Raw genomic sequence first — 18,660 nt, forward strand, 5'->3', positions numbered from 1 at the left:
TAACCTCCTCGAAAATTTAAGCGGCAGCCGGTCGCCCGAGTCGTGGCGGACCGTATTGTGGGAAATATTGGTATCTGTCCTGTGATGCCGATGGTGCCATTTTAAAATGAAAGTCATTACACGATCATTACGTGAAGAAAATTTCAGACGAAAAAGGTTCCGCTGGTCGTCTGATTCATTTTTACCCGTTCCATCCGGACTTTGTACAACCCTGTCATCAGGAGATCAGTTTCCAGAAGGCGCTGCTCTTCTGAAAATAGAGATCGTAGACGGGGACCTGTTCGATTAATTGTTTCAGAAGCGAGATGACCTTGGCCATTTCCTCAGGGCTGTTGGTCCAATAAAATACTTTATTCATCAGCTGCAGCAGACCCGCCGCTTTATCCAGCCGGTCCCGCCGGTTCTCGGGGAACTGGTGGAGGAGCTGAATACTCGCGAGCGGGCAGGGACTTCCGCCTGCCAGAGCGCTCACATCGCTTCGGAAGGGCGAGTTAAAAACAGTGACTCCATCCGGCGTAATTTTCAGAAGCGACGCCTCATCCGACAGAAGCGGGCGCGGGTATGAGAGCTGCGCGGCCGTCGATTTGCCCGCCCCGGACGTGCCGGAAAACATGTGGGCGGTGCCGCCGTCAATCACGCAGGAAGAGTGGATCATCAGCCCCCAATTATGGAAAACGATAAAAGAACTGTACAGATTCATCAGTGCATGCTTCAGGGCGAGCCTGTCATAGACCTGAATGGTTGCCTGTTTAAAACCCGGATCGGATTCAATGCGATAATCCGGCCGGGTATAAACGACCGAATGCCCGGTTCTTTGCGTCTCCACATCAAAACCGGCAAACGGCGCCCCGTAGCCGTCCTGAATGGTTACGGAAAGATCGGCGGGTTTTGAAAAAGAAACGAACCGGAAGTTCTCCTTGATTAACGCCCAGAGTCGGGCGGAATCGCAGGAGAATTGGATCGTGTGTTCATCAACTTCAGCTGTTTTTATGGTCATGGTTTAAGCTCCTCGGAAATCAGTTATAAGTGCGGCAAGAAAAAATACGGGAGAGCCAGAGTAAAAACCGAACGGTGTTTCTCTGTCTCCCCCGTCAGAAACCATCATACGTTATGCTTTTGCAGCTGCTTATTCAGGTTTGCAAGGTTTGCTTACCTTTGTTTCAAAACGGATCGCCTGGTGGCTGAGTACGACCGGGCTCAAAACTTTCTTGGAATCGTTGTTTTCCTTTTTCATCGATTTTCACCTCCAGTCAATAAATTTTTTCATCTCTATTGATGATATCTGGAAAATATCAACACGTTCACTATAATTGACAGCCCATTACACGAATGTTACAAAAAGCGCCATAATCTATCGTTTTTACTGAAAAACCTTCCCGATGTGTTTGCAGGCGGCAGTTGAACAGAAGCATTCCGAAGTCACGGATCTGTAAATTCTGCTGCACAGCACGTGTGTGCGTTTTTCCGGATTATGGGATCAATCGGGTTTGGCGTTTCTCATTGAAAAAAAGGAACGGGCAGCCTTCTAATCTGCCAGCCCGTTCCTGCGTTTTCTATGACTATGAATCATCTTTTTTTGAGCGTCATGGCCAGTCGGTTGCGGAGGACAAGGTACTTATTCACGCATTTCGACGTAAGGGGAAAATCGAGGACCAGCCGGCACCAGGTCCGGTGGAAAATATGAGAAAGCCGGAATTTGTGGCTGGCTGGCTCGATCTTCGTCATGATTCCGATAATTTGCCCGGGATACACCGTGGGATCGGGTTTCAGATTGCTGTCTCCTTTTACAATATAGACGATCAGCCCGAACGCATCCCGCTGGGTACCTAGAAAACGATGGGCGATCAGCACGCCCGACGGTGCCTGATAAAGCACGATGTCGCCCCGTTTGAGAAACCCGGCGTCCCGGGCGAGAAAGGTGCAGTTGTCACCCTCCCTGATATACGGGAACATGCTCTGGCCGCGAGAGGAGAGCAATACCCGTCCATAACGGTCGATCACCTGGCGGATAGCGAGACTGACTCTTTGGTCAAGGTCCTGTTCAGGCTGGTGTGTGCTTCCGGACATATCGCTGCAATAAAAATCGATGTGCTTCGCGTCTTCTTTCACGGTGCGAACAGTCTGTCGCTCATCCCAAGATGATCCGGGTACAGTCAAGGAATTCTGCCTCCTGACGCGGATGATCAGTTCGTCAATTTCCTGCTGAGGATCGCGTAGAATCTGATCGATCAGTGCTTGCTTCTGAGGGTCAGTCAGCTCGCCACCCCGGGGATTTCTGACTAGAGCGGGAAGCACGTCTGTATCCAAAACCGATCCATTGTTCAGAGTAGGGCCGGCCGCAGTTCTCTTTGGGGTAAAAACGGCGTCGCCAAAGCTTGGTCTGCCGTTGAACTCGGCATTTCTGCCAGCCGAAAGCTTCCCGCGTCTTCGATAGGAAGGTGGGCGGTACGCGGTCAGTTTGCGGCACCGGTCGGTTTGCCGCCCAATTTGGCGAACCCTTTCGACCGGAAGCGGACTTCCCCGGTGGATGCGCGTGCGTTCATCCGGCATGTTCAATGAGACCATAAGCCGCCATTTGGCTGAGAAACGCTTCGACATCCGCCTGAAGCCGGGCGAAATTCGTCTGTTGTCCGTCTGCCGCGTTATCCCCGCTGCCGAGCAGATTTTTCACGAGCGTGTCCGCACTCTGCCGCTTCTCCAGCAGAGCCCAGCATTTACCGCCGGCCCCGTTCAGATTAGTAACTGTAAAATTATCGGAATTGACGATCATCAATTGATCGTCGATCTCGACGGTTTCACAATTATTTTTTCTTATATAATAAGTGTTCATGAAATCAGTTCCTTCATTGTTTTATTTTTCTGAAAATAATCCGTGTAAACCGGGGTCGCATGCACGAACTGGCGCAGCATTGTGATGACTCGCTTCGTTTGTTCCGTGTTGTGCGGCCAGTAGAACACTGTGTCCAGAAGGCGCAGCAGGCTGTATGTACGGCCGATTTTCATCTGCTTATTCTGGAAAGCCTGCTGGATAAAATGGACGCTGCCGATCGGGTTCGAACCGCAGCTATGCTTTGCCGCGGCTTCATGGCCGAACGGAGAGTCAAAGATGCGTATGCCTTCGGGCGAAATCTTGATCAGCACGACTTCGTCCGGAAGGATCTGTGCCGGATTGTCCGACTCGGGAGAAACAGAGGGGGCGCTTTCCCCGCAAAGCAGATGAGCCAGGCCGTTGTTGACAACGTATTCTCCGTGCACCAGAAGCCCCCAGCTGTGGAAAACAATAAAAGAGCTGTAGAGATTGATGAAAGCCTGTTTCAGTGCAAGACCGTTATAAACATATAAATTTGCCGAATGATAGTCCGGATCAATGTCGATTAGATAATCATCGCGTCGAAAAATAAGTTTACGCGACTCCTCGGTTATGCTAAAATCGGAAGTGACGAGGGGTGTCCCGTATCCGCCATGGATATGCACCACCATATCGACCGGCTGGTCCGGAACTTTCTTCAGCGATGAGAAGTGATTTGCAAAAAGGTTCATAAAGTTGGCTGAATCTGCCGTGACTTCAAAAGCGTGTTCGCCAATAGTCGTGTAGATTTTATGCATGCAACGATTCTCCTTGTCCTTGGATAAAATCACGTCTAAAAAACCGGATCATCCTGATCGGCTGCTGTTTTCTCTCGCCCGTGCAGCACCACCTGCACCGGGTTCCATAGAACAGAGTCCCTGGTTTTTTTTACGCACACGAGACAATGAACTTGATTGAATAACCAAATCAGCGAGCGGCTCGGAAATCGGTCCGCTGATTTGGTTGCTGCTACGGAAATAAAGATAGAATCATTTAATGCTGCGTCCGCGTTGGCGGATGTGCACAGGCACGCTTCGGCGTGTCTTTTTCATGGAAAAAATGAATCAGATGATAGCCAATCCTTTGAAGGCGGGCAATGCTTTTCCATAACGGGTGTGTCCGAAGTGCGAATGCCGAACGTGATGGAAGGCTGCGAAATAAGGATACAAAGGTGATAGAAAAGTGATTTAAAGAGTTAAAACGATTTTAACGATCCACCTCTTTTCGGGCGACATCGGTTTTCCCCCGGTTCAGGGAGGTTTTCCTTCTTCTGACATCGCTTGCATAATCAATAACCTTATCCTACATTTCACAGCGTTACACAATCGTTACAAATTTGCTTTTATGACATAAAAAATATTATTTTATGTGACAAAAGTCACTGAAAAATAACATTCAATGAAACCGCCGGCATTAATTTTTCCTTTAACATCGGGGATTTTGACGGGATCTCCGCTGGTGACGTTTACATGTACTCGGCAAAAAAGTATTGATAAAAAATTTTTGTCTGTAAATTAGGCATATAGGCCCGATAATGAACAAGAAACGGAGATGCTTTTTCCGGCAAAATCGACAGCCCATAAAGAAAGCAAAATCCGCGGAGCTTGATATAGACTGATGACGGCAGGCTTGTGTACGGTTTGAAAAAGCGGCGCAGGTTCTGAATAGAAGTAATTAACGCCTCATTGATGAGAGAGGCATAAGCCGGGCCTGTAAAAAAATATAATACAGTTTCAGATGAATAGTTTTGCGCATTGGTTTGTCAATGTGATTCGTGCGGAGCGCTGTTGATTCAAAGACGGAAAAAATTTGATTTCGTTCTGTACAGGAGGAACGGACCCAGTCCTGTAAAAGATAAAGTCAGAAGCCTGACAAATCCCCGTTATTAAAGCAAATATGAGTTACATAAAAGTAATTAAAACGTAACAATACGAAATATATGTCGAATAGGGGCGCATTAGACAAACTCTGTTACCTTCTTCCCATATCTTCCTCTTTTCTTTGGAAAATAATATGCTATAATTCTTATAGCTTATCAAGCTAAGAAGTCTGACGATTTATTGTTCTCTTAAATAGGAGAACAGAAAAATGAAAGAATCCGAATTAAATAGATCCGTCGCCAGAAAAAAAGCACTGTACGTGCGAATAGTTTATAGACAGCATGAAGGACTTGGAGCTTTTTGATCATCAGGAGGGTTTTTTATGAAAAAAGTCAGGAAAGCGGTCATTCCGGCCGCGGGTTTGGGGACGCGTTTTCTTCCTGCAACGAAGGCATTGCCTAAAGAAATGCTGCCGATCGTCAACAAGCCGACGATTCAATACATCGTTGAGGAAGCAGTTGAAGCAGGCATCGAAGACATTATCATCGTTACCGGCAAAGGCAAGCGGGCGATCGAGGATCACTTCGATATTGCTTACGAACTGGAACAGAATTTGATTCATAAAAATAAATTGGATCTGCTTGAAAAAGTCCGTGAATCATCCAAAATCGATATTCACTATATCAGGCAAAAGTCTCCGCAGGGCCTTGGTCATGCTGTCTGGTGCGCCCGGAATTTCATCGGTGACGAACCGTTTGCAGTTCTTCTAGGTGACGATATTGTTCAGTCGGAGACGCCGTGCATTCAGCAGCTTGCCGAACAGTACGAACGCACCGGCTGCTCTGTGCTGGGCGTCAAAGAAGTGCCGGAAAAAGAGACGCACCGCTATGGGATCATCGACCCGAAATCCCAGGAAGGCCGCCTGTTCAATGTCAGCCGCTTTGTTGAGAAGCCTAAGAATAATCCGCCTTCCAATCTGGCGATCATCGGCCGCTATGTTCTGACTCCCGAGATCTTTGACTTTCTTGACAAACAGGAACTTGGCGCAGGCGGAGAGATTCAGCTGACTGATGCGATCCAGAAGCTGAATGAACTGCAGGGCGTCTACGCCTACCAGTTTGAAGGCAAACGCTTTGATGTCGGTGAAACGCTCGGTTTTGTCCTGACGAACATTGAAATGGCGCTGCAGGATGAAGATCTGCAGCAGGATGTGCTTAAGGGTATTGAACAAATTCTTCATGAAAATAAATTGCTGTTAAATTGATGGAGGAACAGACGATGGCCTTATCAAAGTCGGAAATTGAAGCGCGTTACGTTGAACGGACGGGGCGCTCAGTGGTTGCATATAATCTGATGAATGACAGCGTGTTTTACTTGTTTTTCAAAAGAGCGTTTGATTTGGTCGCCGGAGTGGTCGGGCTAGTTTTAAGTTCACCATTGTTCCTGATCATCTCCTTATTTTATCTTTTCGGCAATCAGAAAGGCCCGGTTTTCTTCAGACAGAAGAGAATAGGCCAGCGCGGCCATGCGTTTTATATCTATAAATTCCGGTCCATGGTTGTCAACGCTGAGGAAGAATTAAAATCCAACAAACTGCTTTACAGAAAGTATATTGAAAATAATTACAAGCTTGAGCCTTCTGAAGACCCTCGAATTACGGTAATTGGACGTTTTCTCCGGAAGACGAGTCTTGACGAACTGCCGCAGCTTATTAATGTTATTAAGGGCGAAATGAGTATCGTCGGGCCAAGACCTGTAGTGACCGAAGAACTAAAGGAATACGGGGATAATACAAAGCTGTTTCTGTCTGCAAAACCGGGATTAACCGGATACTGGCAGGTATGCGGGCGCAGCGATATTGAATATCCTGAACGTGTCGATGTCGAGCTTTATTACATTCGCCACAAGTCTTTTAAATTTGATCTGAAAATTGTTTTTCAGACCATTTTGTCGGTGATTACCGGAAAAGGTGCATATTAAGGATAAGTGGCAGGCAAGCGGCTGCCGGGATATTCAGCCTTCGTGTGAACAGGGAGTTTATAAGTTGAATATAAAAATCGTTATCGCAACGCATAAGAAATATCGAATGCCTGAAGATAAAATGTATGTCCCTTTGCAGGTTGGAAGGGCCATTCATGACGGTATCGGTTATATGGGCGACAATACAGGTGAGAACATATCAGGGAAAAACCCGAATTATTGTGAACTGACGGCGATGTACTGGGCATGGAAAAATTTAGATGGGGACTTCCTGGGTTTGGTCCACTATCGAAGACATTTCTGTGACCGGTCTTTTTTCTTTGGACCGATAAATGCCAAATGGAAGCACATCCTGTCCTCTGGTACTGCACAAAGGCTGCTTGCTCATTCTGATGTGATTATGCCCAAAAAAAGGCACTACTGGATTGAGACAAGCATGTCTCACTATGTACACGCGCATAATGGAAATGATTTAAGGCGGACAAGGAACATTATCAAGAAAATGTATCCTGAATATGTCACGGCGTTTGATCAGGCGATGCTGCAGACCGCGTCGCACCGGTTCAATATGTTTATCATGAAAAGAACATTGTTTGACGCCTATGCCGATTGGCTGTTTTCAATTTTGTTCCAGCTTGAGAAAGAGATTGATATCTCCCGCTATTCTCCGAAAGAAGCCCGTGTTTTCGGTTACATCAGCGAGCGTCTTCTGGATGTCTGGCTGGACAAAAACAACGTGAATTATATTGAATTACCGGTCCTGTTCATGGAAAGGCAAAACTGGTTCAAGAAGATATTTGCGTTCTTTAGAAGAAAATTTGCCTAGATTGTACGGCGTTCTTCGCAAAACTTGTCTTCCACTTTTTATTCCATGTCGGTGAGCATAACGGGTAAAATAGGGGTATCTGAATTGAAACAAATCAGTATTATCATTCCGGTTTATAATTCGGAGCACCTGATAGCCGGATGTCTGGACAGCATTATTCACCAGGAGAAGCGCCCGCCGATCGAAATCATTCTTGTTAACGATGGTTCGACGGATGGAACGCTGGCTGTTCTGGAAAAATATGAAAAAGAATATGATTTTATAAAAGTGGTCACGCAGGAAAACCAGAAGCAGTCCGCCGCCCGGAATAACGGCTTGAAACAGGCATCGGGCAAGTATGTCATGTTCTTCGACAGCGATGACTATCTTGAAGACGGTATGCTGTCGGCAATGTACGACACGATTGAGGCGGACAAATCCGACTTGTGTATCTGCGGGATCAAAAAAATCTTCCCGGACCGGACAGAAACGGAGACAGAAAGCTGTTTAAAAAACAGTTCTGATCCGATTGCCGATTTTTTAACACATCACCGGGAAATGGACGTCGGTCTGTGGAATAAAATTTTCAGACTTGATAAAATACGGCAGAACGGCCTCGTCTTTGAAAACGGTAATTTTTTCGAAGACACCCTTTTTGTTTTTAAATATATATGCAATATAAGTGAAGGCATTTCGTTTGTCGAACGCCCTCTTTATAATCTGTTTAAGAGGGAGAACAGCACGACAACAAAATATAATGCCGATATTGAAATCTATTCAGGGCGGCTCGTTCGTAAAATCAAGGAGTATCTCCGCGAAAAGGGTCTGGAAGAAGACAGCCCCTATGTGGACGTGCTTGAGACAAGAAACCTGATTCACATCGTCCATCATAATTTAAAGTTTAATCAAACCAATAAAGATGAAAAAATCAGGCAGCTGCTCTCTGGAGTGAATCTTCAGACATTCCGTTACATGTCAAATAAGTATCGAATCGCCCTTCTTTTAATGAAAATCAGTCCTTCATTATATGAAAAGATTTATCTGCGCAAAAAGAATGTTTGATAACGGAAAAAAAACTCAGCAGAAGAACGCGGAACAAATCCGGGCAAACTTTAAACTGCCTGAATGCACAGACCGCCACGTAGGAATCATAAGGAAAGGTGAAAGACATGAAGATCGCCATATTGCTTGGTGAAGTGACCGGAAGGGGCGGAATGGAAACCGTCATTTCCGACACGGTCATCGGCTATAATGCCTCGGTCAATAACTGCATGAAGGTGTTTGTCCTGGGCGGTTCGAGGGATGAGACCTGGCTCGAGAGAATGGGCGGCCGGAACTACCACCTTCTCTGTTCGGCAAAGGAATCCAAGGTCAGAAGATATCTGAAATGCATGGTTGAGGCACCTTCCGGCATCAAAGCGTTTGAACCGGATATAATCCTTGGCGCAGATGAGAAGGCGGTTTTATATGCGAAAATCATCAGCAAGTTCCTCAATAAGAAACCTGAAGTCGGCACCTGGATCCACTTCTCGCTGACATCTATTTCCCCATTTTATAAAAAAGTCCTGAAATCGGCGGATTTTCATCTGGCCATAAGTGAAGGATTGAAAAAAGAATACATAGAAAACGGGCTTGCCGACGAATCGAGAATTCATCTCGTTTATAACCCTTTGAATATGGATCATTCGTTAATGAACAGGCCGCTCCATCAGGCACATTTTATCTATGTCGGCCGACTGATTTATGACGGGCAAAAAAGAGTCAGCGATCTGCTGCGCGCCGTAAGCCAGGTTGTGGGTGATTGGAAACTAACGATCATTGGCGACGGCGAAGATAAGAACAGATTGGTCCAGTTTGCGGCCGATCTGGGGGTTGGGCCGAAGGTGTCCTGGCTTGGCTGGCAGGATCGGCCTTTCGAGTGTATTAAGGATGCATCGCTTCTGGTTCTGACCTCCGAATATGAAGGATTCGGCATGGTGCTGGTCGAGGCGATGGCAAGGGGAATTCCCTGCGTCAGTTCGAATTGTCCGGTCGGGCCTTCGGACATCATCAAAGAGAATGAAAACGGATGGCTCTATCCGATCGGCGATAACAAGGCGCTGGCCGGACTGCTGAACCGGATCGTTGCCGGGAAGCTGGAACTGCCCGATCCGTCCGAAGTGAGGCAGTCGGTGGAAAAGTATGACATCGGACAATTCATTGAACGGATGAATCGGGTTTTGGAAGATGAACAAAAATTGCAAAGGACGGGGCGCTGATTCCTTCATGACCGAGATAAAAGTGAGTATCATCATCCCCGTCTATAACAGTGAGAAGTTTCTCGCGAAGTGTCTTGACAGTGTTGTCGGCCAAACCATGAAAGAAAAAGAGATCATCGTGGTTAACGACGGATCGACGGATGGAAGTCAGCAGATCATTGATGATTATGCGGTTCGCTATATGGACATTGTCCGCGTCACTCAGGAAAATGCAGGACAGGGAGCCGCCAGAAATCGCGCGCTGGATCTGGCCCGGGGAGAGTATGTCGCGTTTGTGGACAGCGATGATTATATCGACAGGAACGCGCTTGAAATCCTGTACAATGAAGCCCGCGGCGAGCATTGCGACGTCGTGCTTTTCAATTGGAACAAAGTCGATGTGGGCGGATACGTCTTGGAATTCAGGGATCATTCGCGTTTTGACAACCGGCTGTTCTACCGGGACGGAGTCGTCCAAGAATTTCTGATTAATAACCAGGCATTGATCGAGGGTTTTTCATGGAATAAGTTTATCAAGCGGGATCTTTTTGAGACTTTTCACATCAGATATCCGAATCTGAAGTTTGAAGACATACCGACGATGTTCCAAATTTTGACAAAGACGGAAAAGTGTAAGTATCTCAATAAGACTCTGTACCATTACGTGAGCAACGAAGACTCCACCGTCCATTCGATGAATGAAAGTAATGTCCGGGATTTCGTAGTAGCGATTAACCTAATCGGCGACATTCTGGCTGAAGAAAACATCGACCGCCTTTTCGAAAGAGAGTACTTTGTGTACAAAAGCAATCACTTATTGAGAGAATACGGCAGATCTTATGAGACGGTTCAATCTTCTGAAGAACTGCTGAAGCTTTTCAAAAAAAACTTGGGACAAATCACCTGGAAACAATGTCTGGCCTCTTCAAAAGATTTAAAATTAATGGGCAAGCTGTTTTTTTACAAGATCGGCCTGCTCCACCTGTTTATCTTTTTTTATCATAAATGGAAACCTATCCATTGAGGATTACAGTGAAAAATGGTCACGCAAGTAATTGTGAACAACTGAAAGAAACCCGGGAGGTTTAAACGTGGCTCAACAGAAACCGATTCATGCTTTTCTGATCAAACTGTCTTACTTTATCCTGACCGTCTATTTTTTCCTCTACTCGACGACGGTGACCGGCAGCATCCTTCAATCCAAAATCGTCCTTCTAGGCAGCGTTGGCCTGATGATCATCGCTTTTATCATGAACAGAAGCTGGAACATTTATCGCAATGTCGTTCTCTACGCCATGGTCATGATCATGCTGCTGACTGAAGTGTTTTACATCGTTGTTGAAAAAAACAGTTTCAGCGACTTCGACAATATTTTGCTCTACGGCCTTATCTTTGTTATTGCGATGGATGCAGTCGAAGTCACTGCACTGATTAAGATCTCCATGTATACGAAACTGGCCATGTCGGTGATGACGCTCCTTCTCTTCAGCATGCACATGATTAAAGAAGTGGTGATCCAGAGAGGGACCGACTTCAGGCATTCGTTCGGTTTTTATCATCCCAACTCTTTTGGCTACATGGTGATGTGCCTGACCATGGAGTATTTGTTTCTGTACTTGAAGAAAACGAACTGGATGATCCTTTCTGCAATCACACTTTTTAATGTTTTCATCTATTATCTGACTGCCGCCCGCACGTCGTTTATCTGTACCATGATCGTGATACTGGCCGCGTTCCTGACGAGATATACACCTGTTCTGAAGAAAAAAGCGGTTAAATTCGGCTTGCTGGCCTTAATCCCGGTCATGTTCTTCTTAAGTGTCTTTCTGCCGCTCACGTATACGCCTCAGATCAATCTTTATATAGTATTGGATCGCTTATTCTCGACCCGGCTGCAAATGGGACATTACTATATCGATCATTACGGATCGTTTTTCGGCAGACCCTTCCCAAGCGTACTGACGATTCCCGTACCGAGATTCACTATGCTGCTGGATTCCGCTTATCTGCGCCTGTTGATCCAATCCGGATGGCCGATTTTTATCACGGTGTTCATCGGTATCTTTTATAAATGCAGCCAATGGGCGAAGAAAGATAAGATACTCGAAGTGAGCATCATACTCGCTCTGCTCGCCTATTCGTTCTTTGAAAGAACGACGAATAATCTGTTCTTATGCGCTTCGCTGCTGATTCTGTTTGCGAGCAATGAAGCAAGCAGTTTCCTCTCCTATAAAGCCTGGACGAAGATTCAACCCTTTTTCGGAAGGCAAAAAGAAACAGTGAAGAATAATTAAAAAATCAAATCGTCTAAATGGAGTGAATACATTGGCTTACGATTATCTGGTTGTAGGTTCAGGCCTATTCGGCAGCACATTTGCATACGAGGCGGCCAAACGCGGAAAAAAAGTTAAAGTGATTGACAAAAGGGATCACATAGCGGGCAATATTTACACGCAAAACGTGGAGGGCATTCAGGTTCATAAATACGGCGCGCACATTTTCCACACGAACAACAAGAAAATCTGGGATTACGTGAACCGATTCGCCGAATTCAACCGCTATACGAACACCCCAATCGCGAACTACAAAGGTGAAATCTATAATCTTCCCTTCAACATGAACACGTTCAATAAGCTGTGGGGTGTGGTGACACCCGAGGAAGCGCAGGCAAAAATTGCTGAACAAAAAGCCAAAACCAATATCGGGCAGCCCAAAAACCTGGAGGAACAGGCCATTTCCCTAATTGGAACGGATATCTATGAAAAACTGATCAAAGGCTATACGGAGAAGCAGTGGGGAAGAAAAGCGACGGAACTGCCCGCTTTCATCATCAAACGGCTTCCCGTCCGCTTTACCTATGATAACAACTATTTTAACGACAAGTATCAGGGCATTCCGATCGGCGGTTACACGCAAATCGTCGAAAAGATGCTTGAAAGCCCCAATATTGATCTCGAACTCGGCGCTGACTTCTTTGACAGGAAAGAAGAGTACATGCAGCAATTTCCGAAGATCGTTTATACAGGGATGATCGATCAGTTTTTTGACTATCAGTACGGCACGCTTGAGTATCGCAGCCTGAAATTCGAAACCCGCGTCCTGGATCAGGAGAATTTTCAGGGGAATGCCGTCGTCAACTATACAGATGCAGAAACGCCTTACACAAGAATCATCGAACACAAGCACTTTGAATTCGGCAATCAGCCGAAGACCATTATCACGAAAGAATATCCGAGTTCGTGGCAAAAAGGCGACGAACCTTATTATCCGATAAATAATACGGAGAATAATGAAGTTTTTAAAAAATATCATGATCTGGCTGAAAAAATGCCGAATGTGATTTTTGGAGGCCGACTTGGCATGTACAAGTATTATGACATGCATCAGGTGATCGGAGCGGCCTTGTCCGCCGTCGACCAGGAATTTAAGTGATGAGGTCCGGTCCTTCCCGTGATGCCGGGCGGGGTCATGATCAATCAACTGAAATAACAAAATGTGAGTTTCGCACCACGGGCAAGGATGGAAAAACTCGGCTGTAAAAGCCCTTCCCGCGGTATTTTAATCGACAAGGGGTCGCTCCGCTTGAAAAAAATTGTGATCGTCACGCCACATCTTTCCGGGCTTGGCGGAACTGAAACGGTCATTCGCGATGTCGTCAGACGAATCAACAGCGGACCAGGCAGCTACAAGATTCAACTGCTGGTCGGAGGATCCGATAGCACAGCCTGGCTGGCCGGTATTCCTTCGGCGTCCTACGCTTCCGGTCACGGCAATAAACTGGCGCGGGCATATAGTAAAATGCGTGCCCTTTATAAATATTTTAAAGAAGAACGTCCGAGCATGGTCATCAGCATAGACACAAAGCTAATCAGAGCATGTTATCTTTGCCGCAAAATGCTGGGGCACAAGTTTCCGATTGTTTCCTGGATTCATTTTTCACTGTTCCATGAGCCGACAGTCCATGTCAAAATGCTGCCCTACGCCGATTATCATTTTTGTATCAGCACGGGCATCGCGAGACAAATGGAGTCGCTCGGAATAAATCCTTCCGTTCTGTTTACGATCTACAATCCGGTTCCCCGGATCGAAAGGACCGTCCCGCGCCCGAAGGATAAGGTGAAGTTCATCTATATCGGCCGTATTTTTTTCGAAAGACAAAAACGGCTGAAAGATTTGCTGACCGCACTTTCTGGGGTCAGCGGAGACTGGCAGCTGAATGTATACGGGGATGGCGAAGACACCGATATCTGCAAACAATTTTCGAACCAGCTCGGCATTCAGGATCGGGTGATCTGGAATGGATGGGTGGATCAGGCCTGGGAAAAGATTGACGAAGCCACCGCATTGCTGCTGACCTCCGCTTATGAAGGTTTCGGCATGGTGCTGACTGAAGCAATTTCCCGCGGTGTCTACTGCATCAGTTCGGATTGCGAGACCGGGCCGGCCGATATTATACAGCAGAATGTCAATGGCGAACTTTATCGACCCGGGGATTTATCACAGCTCCGGATCATTCTTCAATCGATTGTGGACGGGAGAAAGCCGTTGCCGGATCAGGAAAAGATCAAAGAATCGATAAAGTCGATGTATGCGGATCACTATTATCAAACTTTATTATCGGATTTCGACAAAATTTCGGACGACTGGAATGCAAAATAGAAAATCCGGAACCTTCGATTGTGACAAAAGCCGAACCGAAACACCGGAAAGTTGCACCGAACTGGACGAAAGTAGCTCCGAAATACCGAAAAGTTGATCCGAAATCCAGAAGTTGCACCGAAACGCCGGAAAGTTGCACCGAACTGGGCGAAAGTAGCTCCGAAATACCGAAAAGTTGATCCGAAATCCAGAAGGTGCACCGAAACACCGGAAAGTTGCTCCGAAATCCAGAAGTTGCGCCGAAACACCGGAAAGTAGCTCCGAACTGTCCGAAAGTCGAACTGAAATCCAGAAGTAGAGCCGAATTGATCCGTGTTGGCAAAAATTTAATTTCAACCGGCTTAACATGAAAAAGATATGTAAATTTAAATACATATTAATCTGAACTTAAGGAAAATGTACTACTATAAGAGAGTTCAGACTGATGGTGATCAACGCGAACGCGATTTTGCATTTTACGTCGCGGCCGCCCGCCAAAAAGCTGAAATACGGATCTGCAGCCCGGCTGTCTGAGCGTTATACTTCATAGAATTGGTTTCTGTTCTTTAATAAATTATCTATGCTATAATGCACCTAGCCTGATAAGACGAAAATTAATGGTTTTTTGCTTCTGGCGCCGCTGATGGTGTATAATTAAAACTATCTTGGGTTTTTGCGCGTGCCCATGAATGGCGGGGCCGCCACGCATTGTAAAGAACTTTTTTCCTTAAAGTTGTCATGACAGGCGAGAAACAGATCATAGATTTTAGGAAAGCTAGCTTATTCAGAATGACGGGTAATGAATGCGAGGGAACAAGATGAAAATAGCGGTTATTGGTGTCGGCTATGTCGGTCTGGTTACGGGTGTCACACTGTCCGACATTGGCCATGTCGTAACGTGCATCGATGTCGACCCGGCTAAAATAGTAAAACTGAACCAAGGTATCCCGACAATTTATGAGCCGGGTCTAGGCGCACTGCTTCAAAAAAATATTGAAGTAGAGCGTTTATATTTCACCGCTGATCATAAAAAGGGACTTGAAGGCGCGGAGGTTGTCTATATCGCCGTGGGTACGCCGCAGCGTGAAGACGGCGCGGCAAACCTTGACTATGTGGAGCAGGCGGCACGTGATATTGCCGCCAATATTAACCGCGGAATTATCGTTGTCATCAAGAGCACGGTACCGGTCGGAACAAATGTCCATATTAAAAATCTGATCAATCAAAATACCATAGATGGTGTCCGCGTTCAGATCGCGTCTAATCCTGAATTTTTAAGAGAAGGTTCGGCGATCAAGGACACATTCCATGGGGATCGAATCGTGATCGGGACGGAAGATAAAGAAACGGCTGATATTCTGGAAGAGATCAATAAACCGTTCAATGTGCCTATTCTAAAGACGGACATTGCAAGCAGCGAGATGATCAAATACTCTTCAAATGCCTTTCTAGCGACTAAAATCAGTTTCATCAACGAAATCGCCAATTTATGTGAATCGTTAGGAGCCAATGTCGAGGAAGTTGCCCGGGGGATGGGTCTTGATCATCGTATCGGTCCGGATTTTCTCCGGGCCGGCATCGGGTACGGGGGATCGTGTTTCCCCAAAGATACCAATGCGCTTGTCCAGCTTGCCGGCAATGCCAGACATGAATTCAATCTGCTCGAATCAGTCATTGAAGTCAATAATAACCAGCAAGTGCTGCTGATCGATAAAATCATGTCCCGTTTCGGCACGATCGAGAACAAAAAGGTTGCCGTCCTCGGCCTCGCGTTCAAGCCGAAAACGGACGATTTGCGGGAATCCCCGTCACTCGTCATGATTCCGAGACTGGCCGAACTGGGCGCAAACATCATTGCTTACGATCCAATTGCCGTCCCCAATGCCCGGAAACATCTGAGCACTGCGATTGAGTATACGGAAAGTCTTGATGAAGCCTTGCGGGACACTGATTTTGCTGTCATCATCACGGACTGGCCCGAAGTGAAAACGATTGATTTGTCTGCATTCAGCAAGCTAATGAGAACACCGGTCGTTTTTGACGGGCGTAACTGCTACAGTCTGGATGCTGTTAAAAAATCGGCTGTCGAATACTATTCCATTGGCCGGCCGAGCCATACACCCGAGCCAATTGGCTAATTAGCTCAGAAAATTAATCGTAGGTCTCTGCGGTATTTATTCTAAGAAAAAGCTCGATTCACGATAGAAAAGCAATATAGGAATGCTAGGCAAGGTCAATATACTAGATTTAAATAAGGTAGACTAGAGTAAAATGGCTAATATCTATTTCATTTTATAACATACCACTAACCTAAACTGCTGATAATCCTCAATAATCTGTAAAGCAAAATATTTAGGAAATTTTGACTATTATAAACTAAAAAATGTACAAAAGCCGTTGAATAGAGGCATTAATGGCTAATAAATGGATTGGGCAACGTAAATAAACGCGATGAAGCAGAAAATGATGGATGGATGATTCGATAACTCTGTGACTTTCTTCCCATAACTTTTTCTTTTCTATAGATAATTATATGATATAATGCTGTTAGTTTAATAAATTGAAGAGATTGTTGAATTTTTTTGCCTAAGGCTGGAAAGAATCATAATAAAATTTTTTTACCTATCACTTTGTTGAAAAACTGAAAGTGATTTCAACCTTTCCACTATCTGGCGCTATTCTCTTATTCCTGAAATCTTTTATTTTCTTGGTAAGAAGGAAAATAGCAGTAAATGCCGAGAGGTTAATTAAAGTCCAATTAACTTCTATGCCCAATCTCTTGAAAACAACTATAAAATTGAACCCAAAGAACCCTCGTATCACAAAAATTGGGCGGTTCTTGCGTAAAACTGTCTTGAAGAATTATCTCACTTGTAAGTGTTATTAAAAAGTGAAATGAGTCTGGTGGGTCCAAAACCAGTTCTTAAAATATGCACATTACAGTTGGAATTTTAATCGTTAACTGAATAGAAGTTTATGAGTTGATCATAATAACAGTGGTGGCTACACACAAAAAATATAAAATGCTTACCATTTAGCTTGAAATTAAAAAAATTGATTGCTCTCAATGAAACATTAATTTTGGGTTAATGGAAAAAAGGATTCCATGAAAAACAATTTTAGTTTTTGGGCGTAAGTTTACTTTTTTCGATCATTTAGTGAAAGCGTGAGATTTATTTATGAAAAAGATTGCTTTTATCATGCCTCATGTAACTGGGAGAGGCGGCACTGAAAATGTAATGGGTATTGTCATAAAATCACTGAAACGAAGTGACTCCCCTTTTCAGCCGCATTTGTATATATTTGGTGGAAGCGAAAATAAAGAATGGCTAAAAGGGATTTCATTTACAGAAACAGTGTTTTCAAAAAACAGACTGATAAGGAATATTCAAAATGTGTTTACCATTTTTATCTGTATGAGAAGGTTTCTTAAACGGGAGCAACCCGATATTGTTATTGCTACCCATTCAATCACGTGTTTTGTTTTATATTGGATTAGAAAGTTAACAAAGGAAAATTATCCCATCGTTTCGTGGATTCATTTTTCTCTTAATGCAAAGAACGTAAAAAAAAATTTGTTACATTATGCAGATTATCATCTCGCCATTTGTGAAGGAATAAAGTTAGAATTTAGTAAATTAGACATTTCAAAATCTAATGTTTATGTCGTTAACAATCCTGTCCATACTACTACGAGGGTAATAAAGCGGCCAAAAGATAAAGCAGTTTTTTTATATGTTGGCAGGATTGAGTATGAGGGTCAAAAAAGAATCAGAGATCTATTAGATGCTTTAGCAGGAGTAAGTGGAAAATGGCGCCTAGAGGTTATTGGGGAAGGTAATGATTTGCCTCTATGTAAAGAATATGCTGAAAAACTCAACTTAAACAATAAGATTATCTGGAAAGGTTGGATTAATCAGCCATGGGAAATAATTAAGGAGGCATCTGCCTTAATTCTGACGTCATCTTATGAAGGATTTGGAATGGTACTGGCTGAAGCGATAGCTAACGGTGTTTACTGTATCAGTTCGGATTGTAATGTAGGTCCAAGGGATATTATAAAAAAGAACATTAATGGACAATTATTTAAGCCAGGTGATTTAGACCAGCTTCGTTTATTTTTACAGAGAATCGTTGATGGACAAATTTTACCAGATCCAATGGAGATAAAGAAATCAATTAATCAATTCTATATTGAACAATACTATAAAAATTATGTTTTTTCATTAAACGATATTTGCAACAGATGGCATAATTCAGAAGGCGGCTAATTTCAATAAATTGTAAGAATAAATAAAAAATGAGATTTGAATTTATAAACAAGAGAAAGAA

The 18,660-nt window shown here is 44.6% G+C and carries 15 protein-coding genes; 11 read left to right on the forward strand and 4 right to left on the reverse strand.

The annotated features are described in order from the left end of the window. Window positions 1-217 precede the first annotated feature (217 nt). The 4 genes from IEX81_RS06795 to IEX81_RS06810 all read right to left on the reverse strand — a co-directional run bounded on the left by IEX81_RS06795 (window position 218) and on the right by IEX81_RS06810 (window position 3,606). Window positions 218-997 (reverse strand): hypothetical protein, encoded by a 780-nt coding sequence (locus IEX81_RS06795; RefSeq protein WP_188802320.1) that lies wholly within the window; start codon window positions 995-997, stop codon window positions 218-220. Window positions 998-1,566: 569 nt separating this feature from the next. Further along, window positions 1,567-2,556 (reverse strand): S24/S26 family peptidase, encoded by a 990-nt coding sequence (locus tag IEX81_RS06800; protein ID WP_188802321.1) that lies wholly within the window; start codon window positions 2,554-2,556, stop codon window positions 1,567-1,569. Continuing rightward, a complete protein-coding gene (locus IEX81_RS06805; RefSeq protein WP_188802322.1) occupies window positions 2,540-2,830 on the reverse strand; it encodes a PqqD family protein in 291 nt (96 codons plus the stop codon). Before IEX81_RS06805 ends, IEX81_RS06800 begins: the two co-directional genes overlap by 17 nt. Continuing rightward, complete coding sequence (locus IEX81_RS06810) at window positions 2,827-3,606, reverse strand: hypothetical protein (protein WP_188802323.1); 780 nt, start codon at window positions 3,604-3,606, stop codon at window positions 2,827-2,829. The genes IEX81_RS06805 and IEX81_RS06810 overlap by 4 nt, the downstream gene beginning before the upstream one ends. Before the next feature lie 1,444 nt (window positions 3,607-5,050). On the opposite strand from IEX81_RS06810, the gene galU reads away from it, so the two are divergent. From galU to IEX81_RS06865, 11 genes are all read left to right on the forward strand, one after another. Then, window positions 5,051-5,932 (forward strand): UTP--glucose-1-phosphate uridylyltransferase GalU, encoded by an 882-nt coding sequence (galU, locus tag IEX81_RS06815; RefSeq protein WP_188802324.1) that lies wholly within the window; start codon window positions 5,051-5,053, stop codon window positions 5,930-5,932. Beyond that, window positions 5,932-6,648, forward strand: coding sequence for a sugar transferase (locus IEX81_RS06820; protein WP_188802325.1), 717 nt, complete (start codon window positions 5,932-5,934; stop codon window positions 6,646-6,648). The genes galU and IEX81_RS06820 overlap by 1 nt, the downstream gene beginning before the upstream one ends. A gap of 64 nt (window positions 6,649-6,712) precedes the next feature. Continuing rightward, window positions 6,713-7,474: a DUF4422 domain-containing protein gene (locus tag IEX81_RS06825; protein ID WP_188802326.1), complete on the forward strand. Its 762-nt coding sequence runs from the start codon at window positions 6,713-6,715 to the stop codon at window positions 7,472-7,474. 84 nt (window positions 7,475-7,558) lie between these two features. Next, the gene (locus IEX81_RS06830; RefSeq protein WP_188802327.1) at window positions 7,559-8,515 is read left to right on the forward strand and encodes a glycosyltransferase family 2 protein; all 957 of its coding nucleotides are present in this window, start codon (window positions 7,559-7,561) and stop codon (window positions 8,513-8,515) included. A gap of 107 nt (window positions 8,516-8,622) precedes the next feature. Then, the gene (locus IEX81_RS06835; protein ID WP_188802328.1) at window positions 8,623-9,711 is read left to right on the forward strand and encodes a glycosyltransferase; all 1,089 of its coding nucleotides are present in this window, start codon (window positions 8,623-8,625) and stop codon (window positions 9,709-9,711) included. Window positions 9,712-9,718: 7 nt separating this feature from the next. Next, window positions 9,719-10,714: a glycosyltransferase family 2 protein gene (locus tag IEX81_RS06840; protein WP_188802329.1), complete on the forward strand. Its 996-nt coding sequence runs from the start codon at window positions 9,719-9,721 to the stop codon at window positions 10,712-10,714. Window positions 10,715-10,781: 67 nt separating this feature from the next. After that, a complete protein-coding gene (locus IEX81_RS06845; protein ID WP_188802330.1) occupies window positions 10,782-11,984 on the forward strand; it encodes an O-antigen ligase family protein in 1,203 nt (400 codons plus the stop codon). A gap of 31 nt (window positions 11,985-12,015) precedes the next feature. After that, the gene (glf, locus tag IEX81_RS06850) at window positions 12,016-13,122 is read left to right on the forward strand and encodes a UDP-galactopyranose mutase (RefSeq protein ID WP_188802331.1); all 1,107 of its coding nucleotides are present in this window, start codon (window positions 12,016-12,018) and stop codon (window positions 13,120-13,122) included. A gap of 150 nt (window positions 13,123-13,272) precedes the next feature. Then, window positions 13,273-14,349 (forward strand): glycosyltransferase, encoded by a 1,077-nt coding sequence (locus IEX81_RS06855; protein ID WP_188802332.1) that lies wholly within the window; start codon window positions 13,273-13,275, stop codon window positions 14,347-14,349. 797 nt (window positions 14,350-15,146) lie between these two features. After that, window positions 15,147-16,466: a UDP-glucose dehydrogenase family protein gene (locus IEX81_RS06860; protein ID WP_188802333.1), complete on the forward strand. Its 1,320-nt coding sequence runs from the start codon at window positions 15,147-15,149 to the stop codon at window positions 16,464-16,466. Window positions 16,467-17,507: 1,041 nt separating this feature from the next. After that, entirely contained in the window at window positions 17,508-18,599 is a 1,092-nt protein-coding gene (locus IEX81_RS06865; RefSeq protein ID WP_188802334.1) for a glycosyltransferase, read from the forward strand. The last annotated feature ends 61 nt before the right edge of the window (window positions 18,600-18,660 follow it).

Origin of the sequence: Sporolactobacillus putidus (genome assembly GCF_014647035.1) — a bacterium.
Classification (GTDB): domain Bacteria; phylum Bacillota; class Bacilli; order Bacillales; family Sporolactobacillaceae; genus Sporolactobacillus; species Sporolactobacillus putidus.

Excerpts from the sequence above, each read along its gene's own strand:
- IEX81_RS06810 (WP_188802323.1), bottom strand. The coding sequence starts at position 3,606 with ATGCATAAAATCTACACGACTATTGGCGAACACGCTTTTGAAGTCACG.
- IEX81_RS06860 (WP_188802333.1), top strand. The coding sequence starts at position 15,147 with ATGAAAATAGCGGTTATTGGTGTCGGCTATGTCGGTCTGGTTACGGGT.
- IEX81_RS06835 (WP_188802328.1), top strand. The coding sequence starts at position 8,623 with ATGAAGATCGCCATATTGCTTGGTGAAGTGACCGGAAGGGGCGGAATG.
- IEX81_RS06820 (WP_188802325.1), top strand. The coding sequence starts at position 5,932 with ATGGAGGAACAGACGATGGCCTTATCAAAGTCGGAAATTGAAGCGCGT.
- IEX81_RS06805 (WP_188802322.1), bottom strand. The coding sequence starts at position 2,830 with ATGAACACTTATTATATAAGAAAAAATAATTGTGAAACCGTCGAGATC.
- IEX81_RS06795 (WP_188802320.1), bottom strand. The coding sequence starts at position 997 with ATGACCATAAAAACAGCTGAAGTTGATGAACACACGATCCAATTCTCC.
- galU (WP_188802324.1), top strand. The coding sequence starts at position 5,051 with ATGAAAAAAGTCAGGAAAGCGGTCATTCCGGCCGCGGGTTTGGGGACG.
- IEX81_RS06840 (WP_188802329.1), top strand. The coding sequence starts at position 9,719 with ATGACCGAGATAAAAGTGAGTATCATCATCCCCGTCTATAACAGTGAG.
- IEX81_RS06865 (WP_188802334.1), top strand. The coding sequence starts at position 17,508 with ATGAAAAAGATTGCTTTTATCATGCCTCATGTAACTGGGAGAGGCGGC.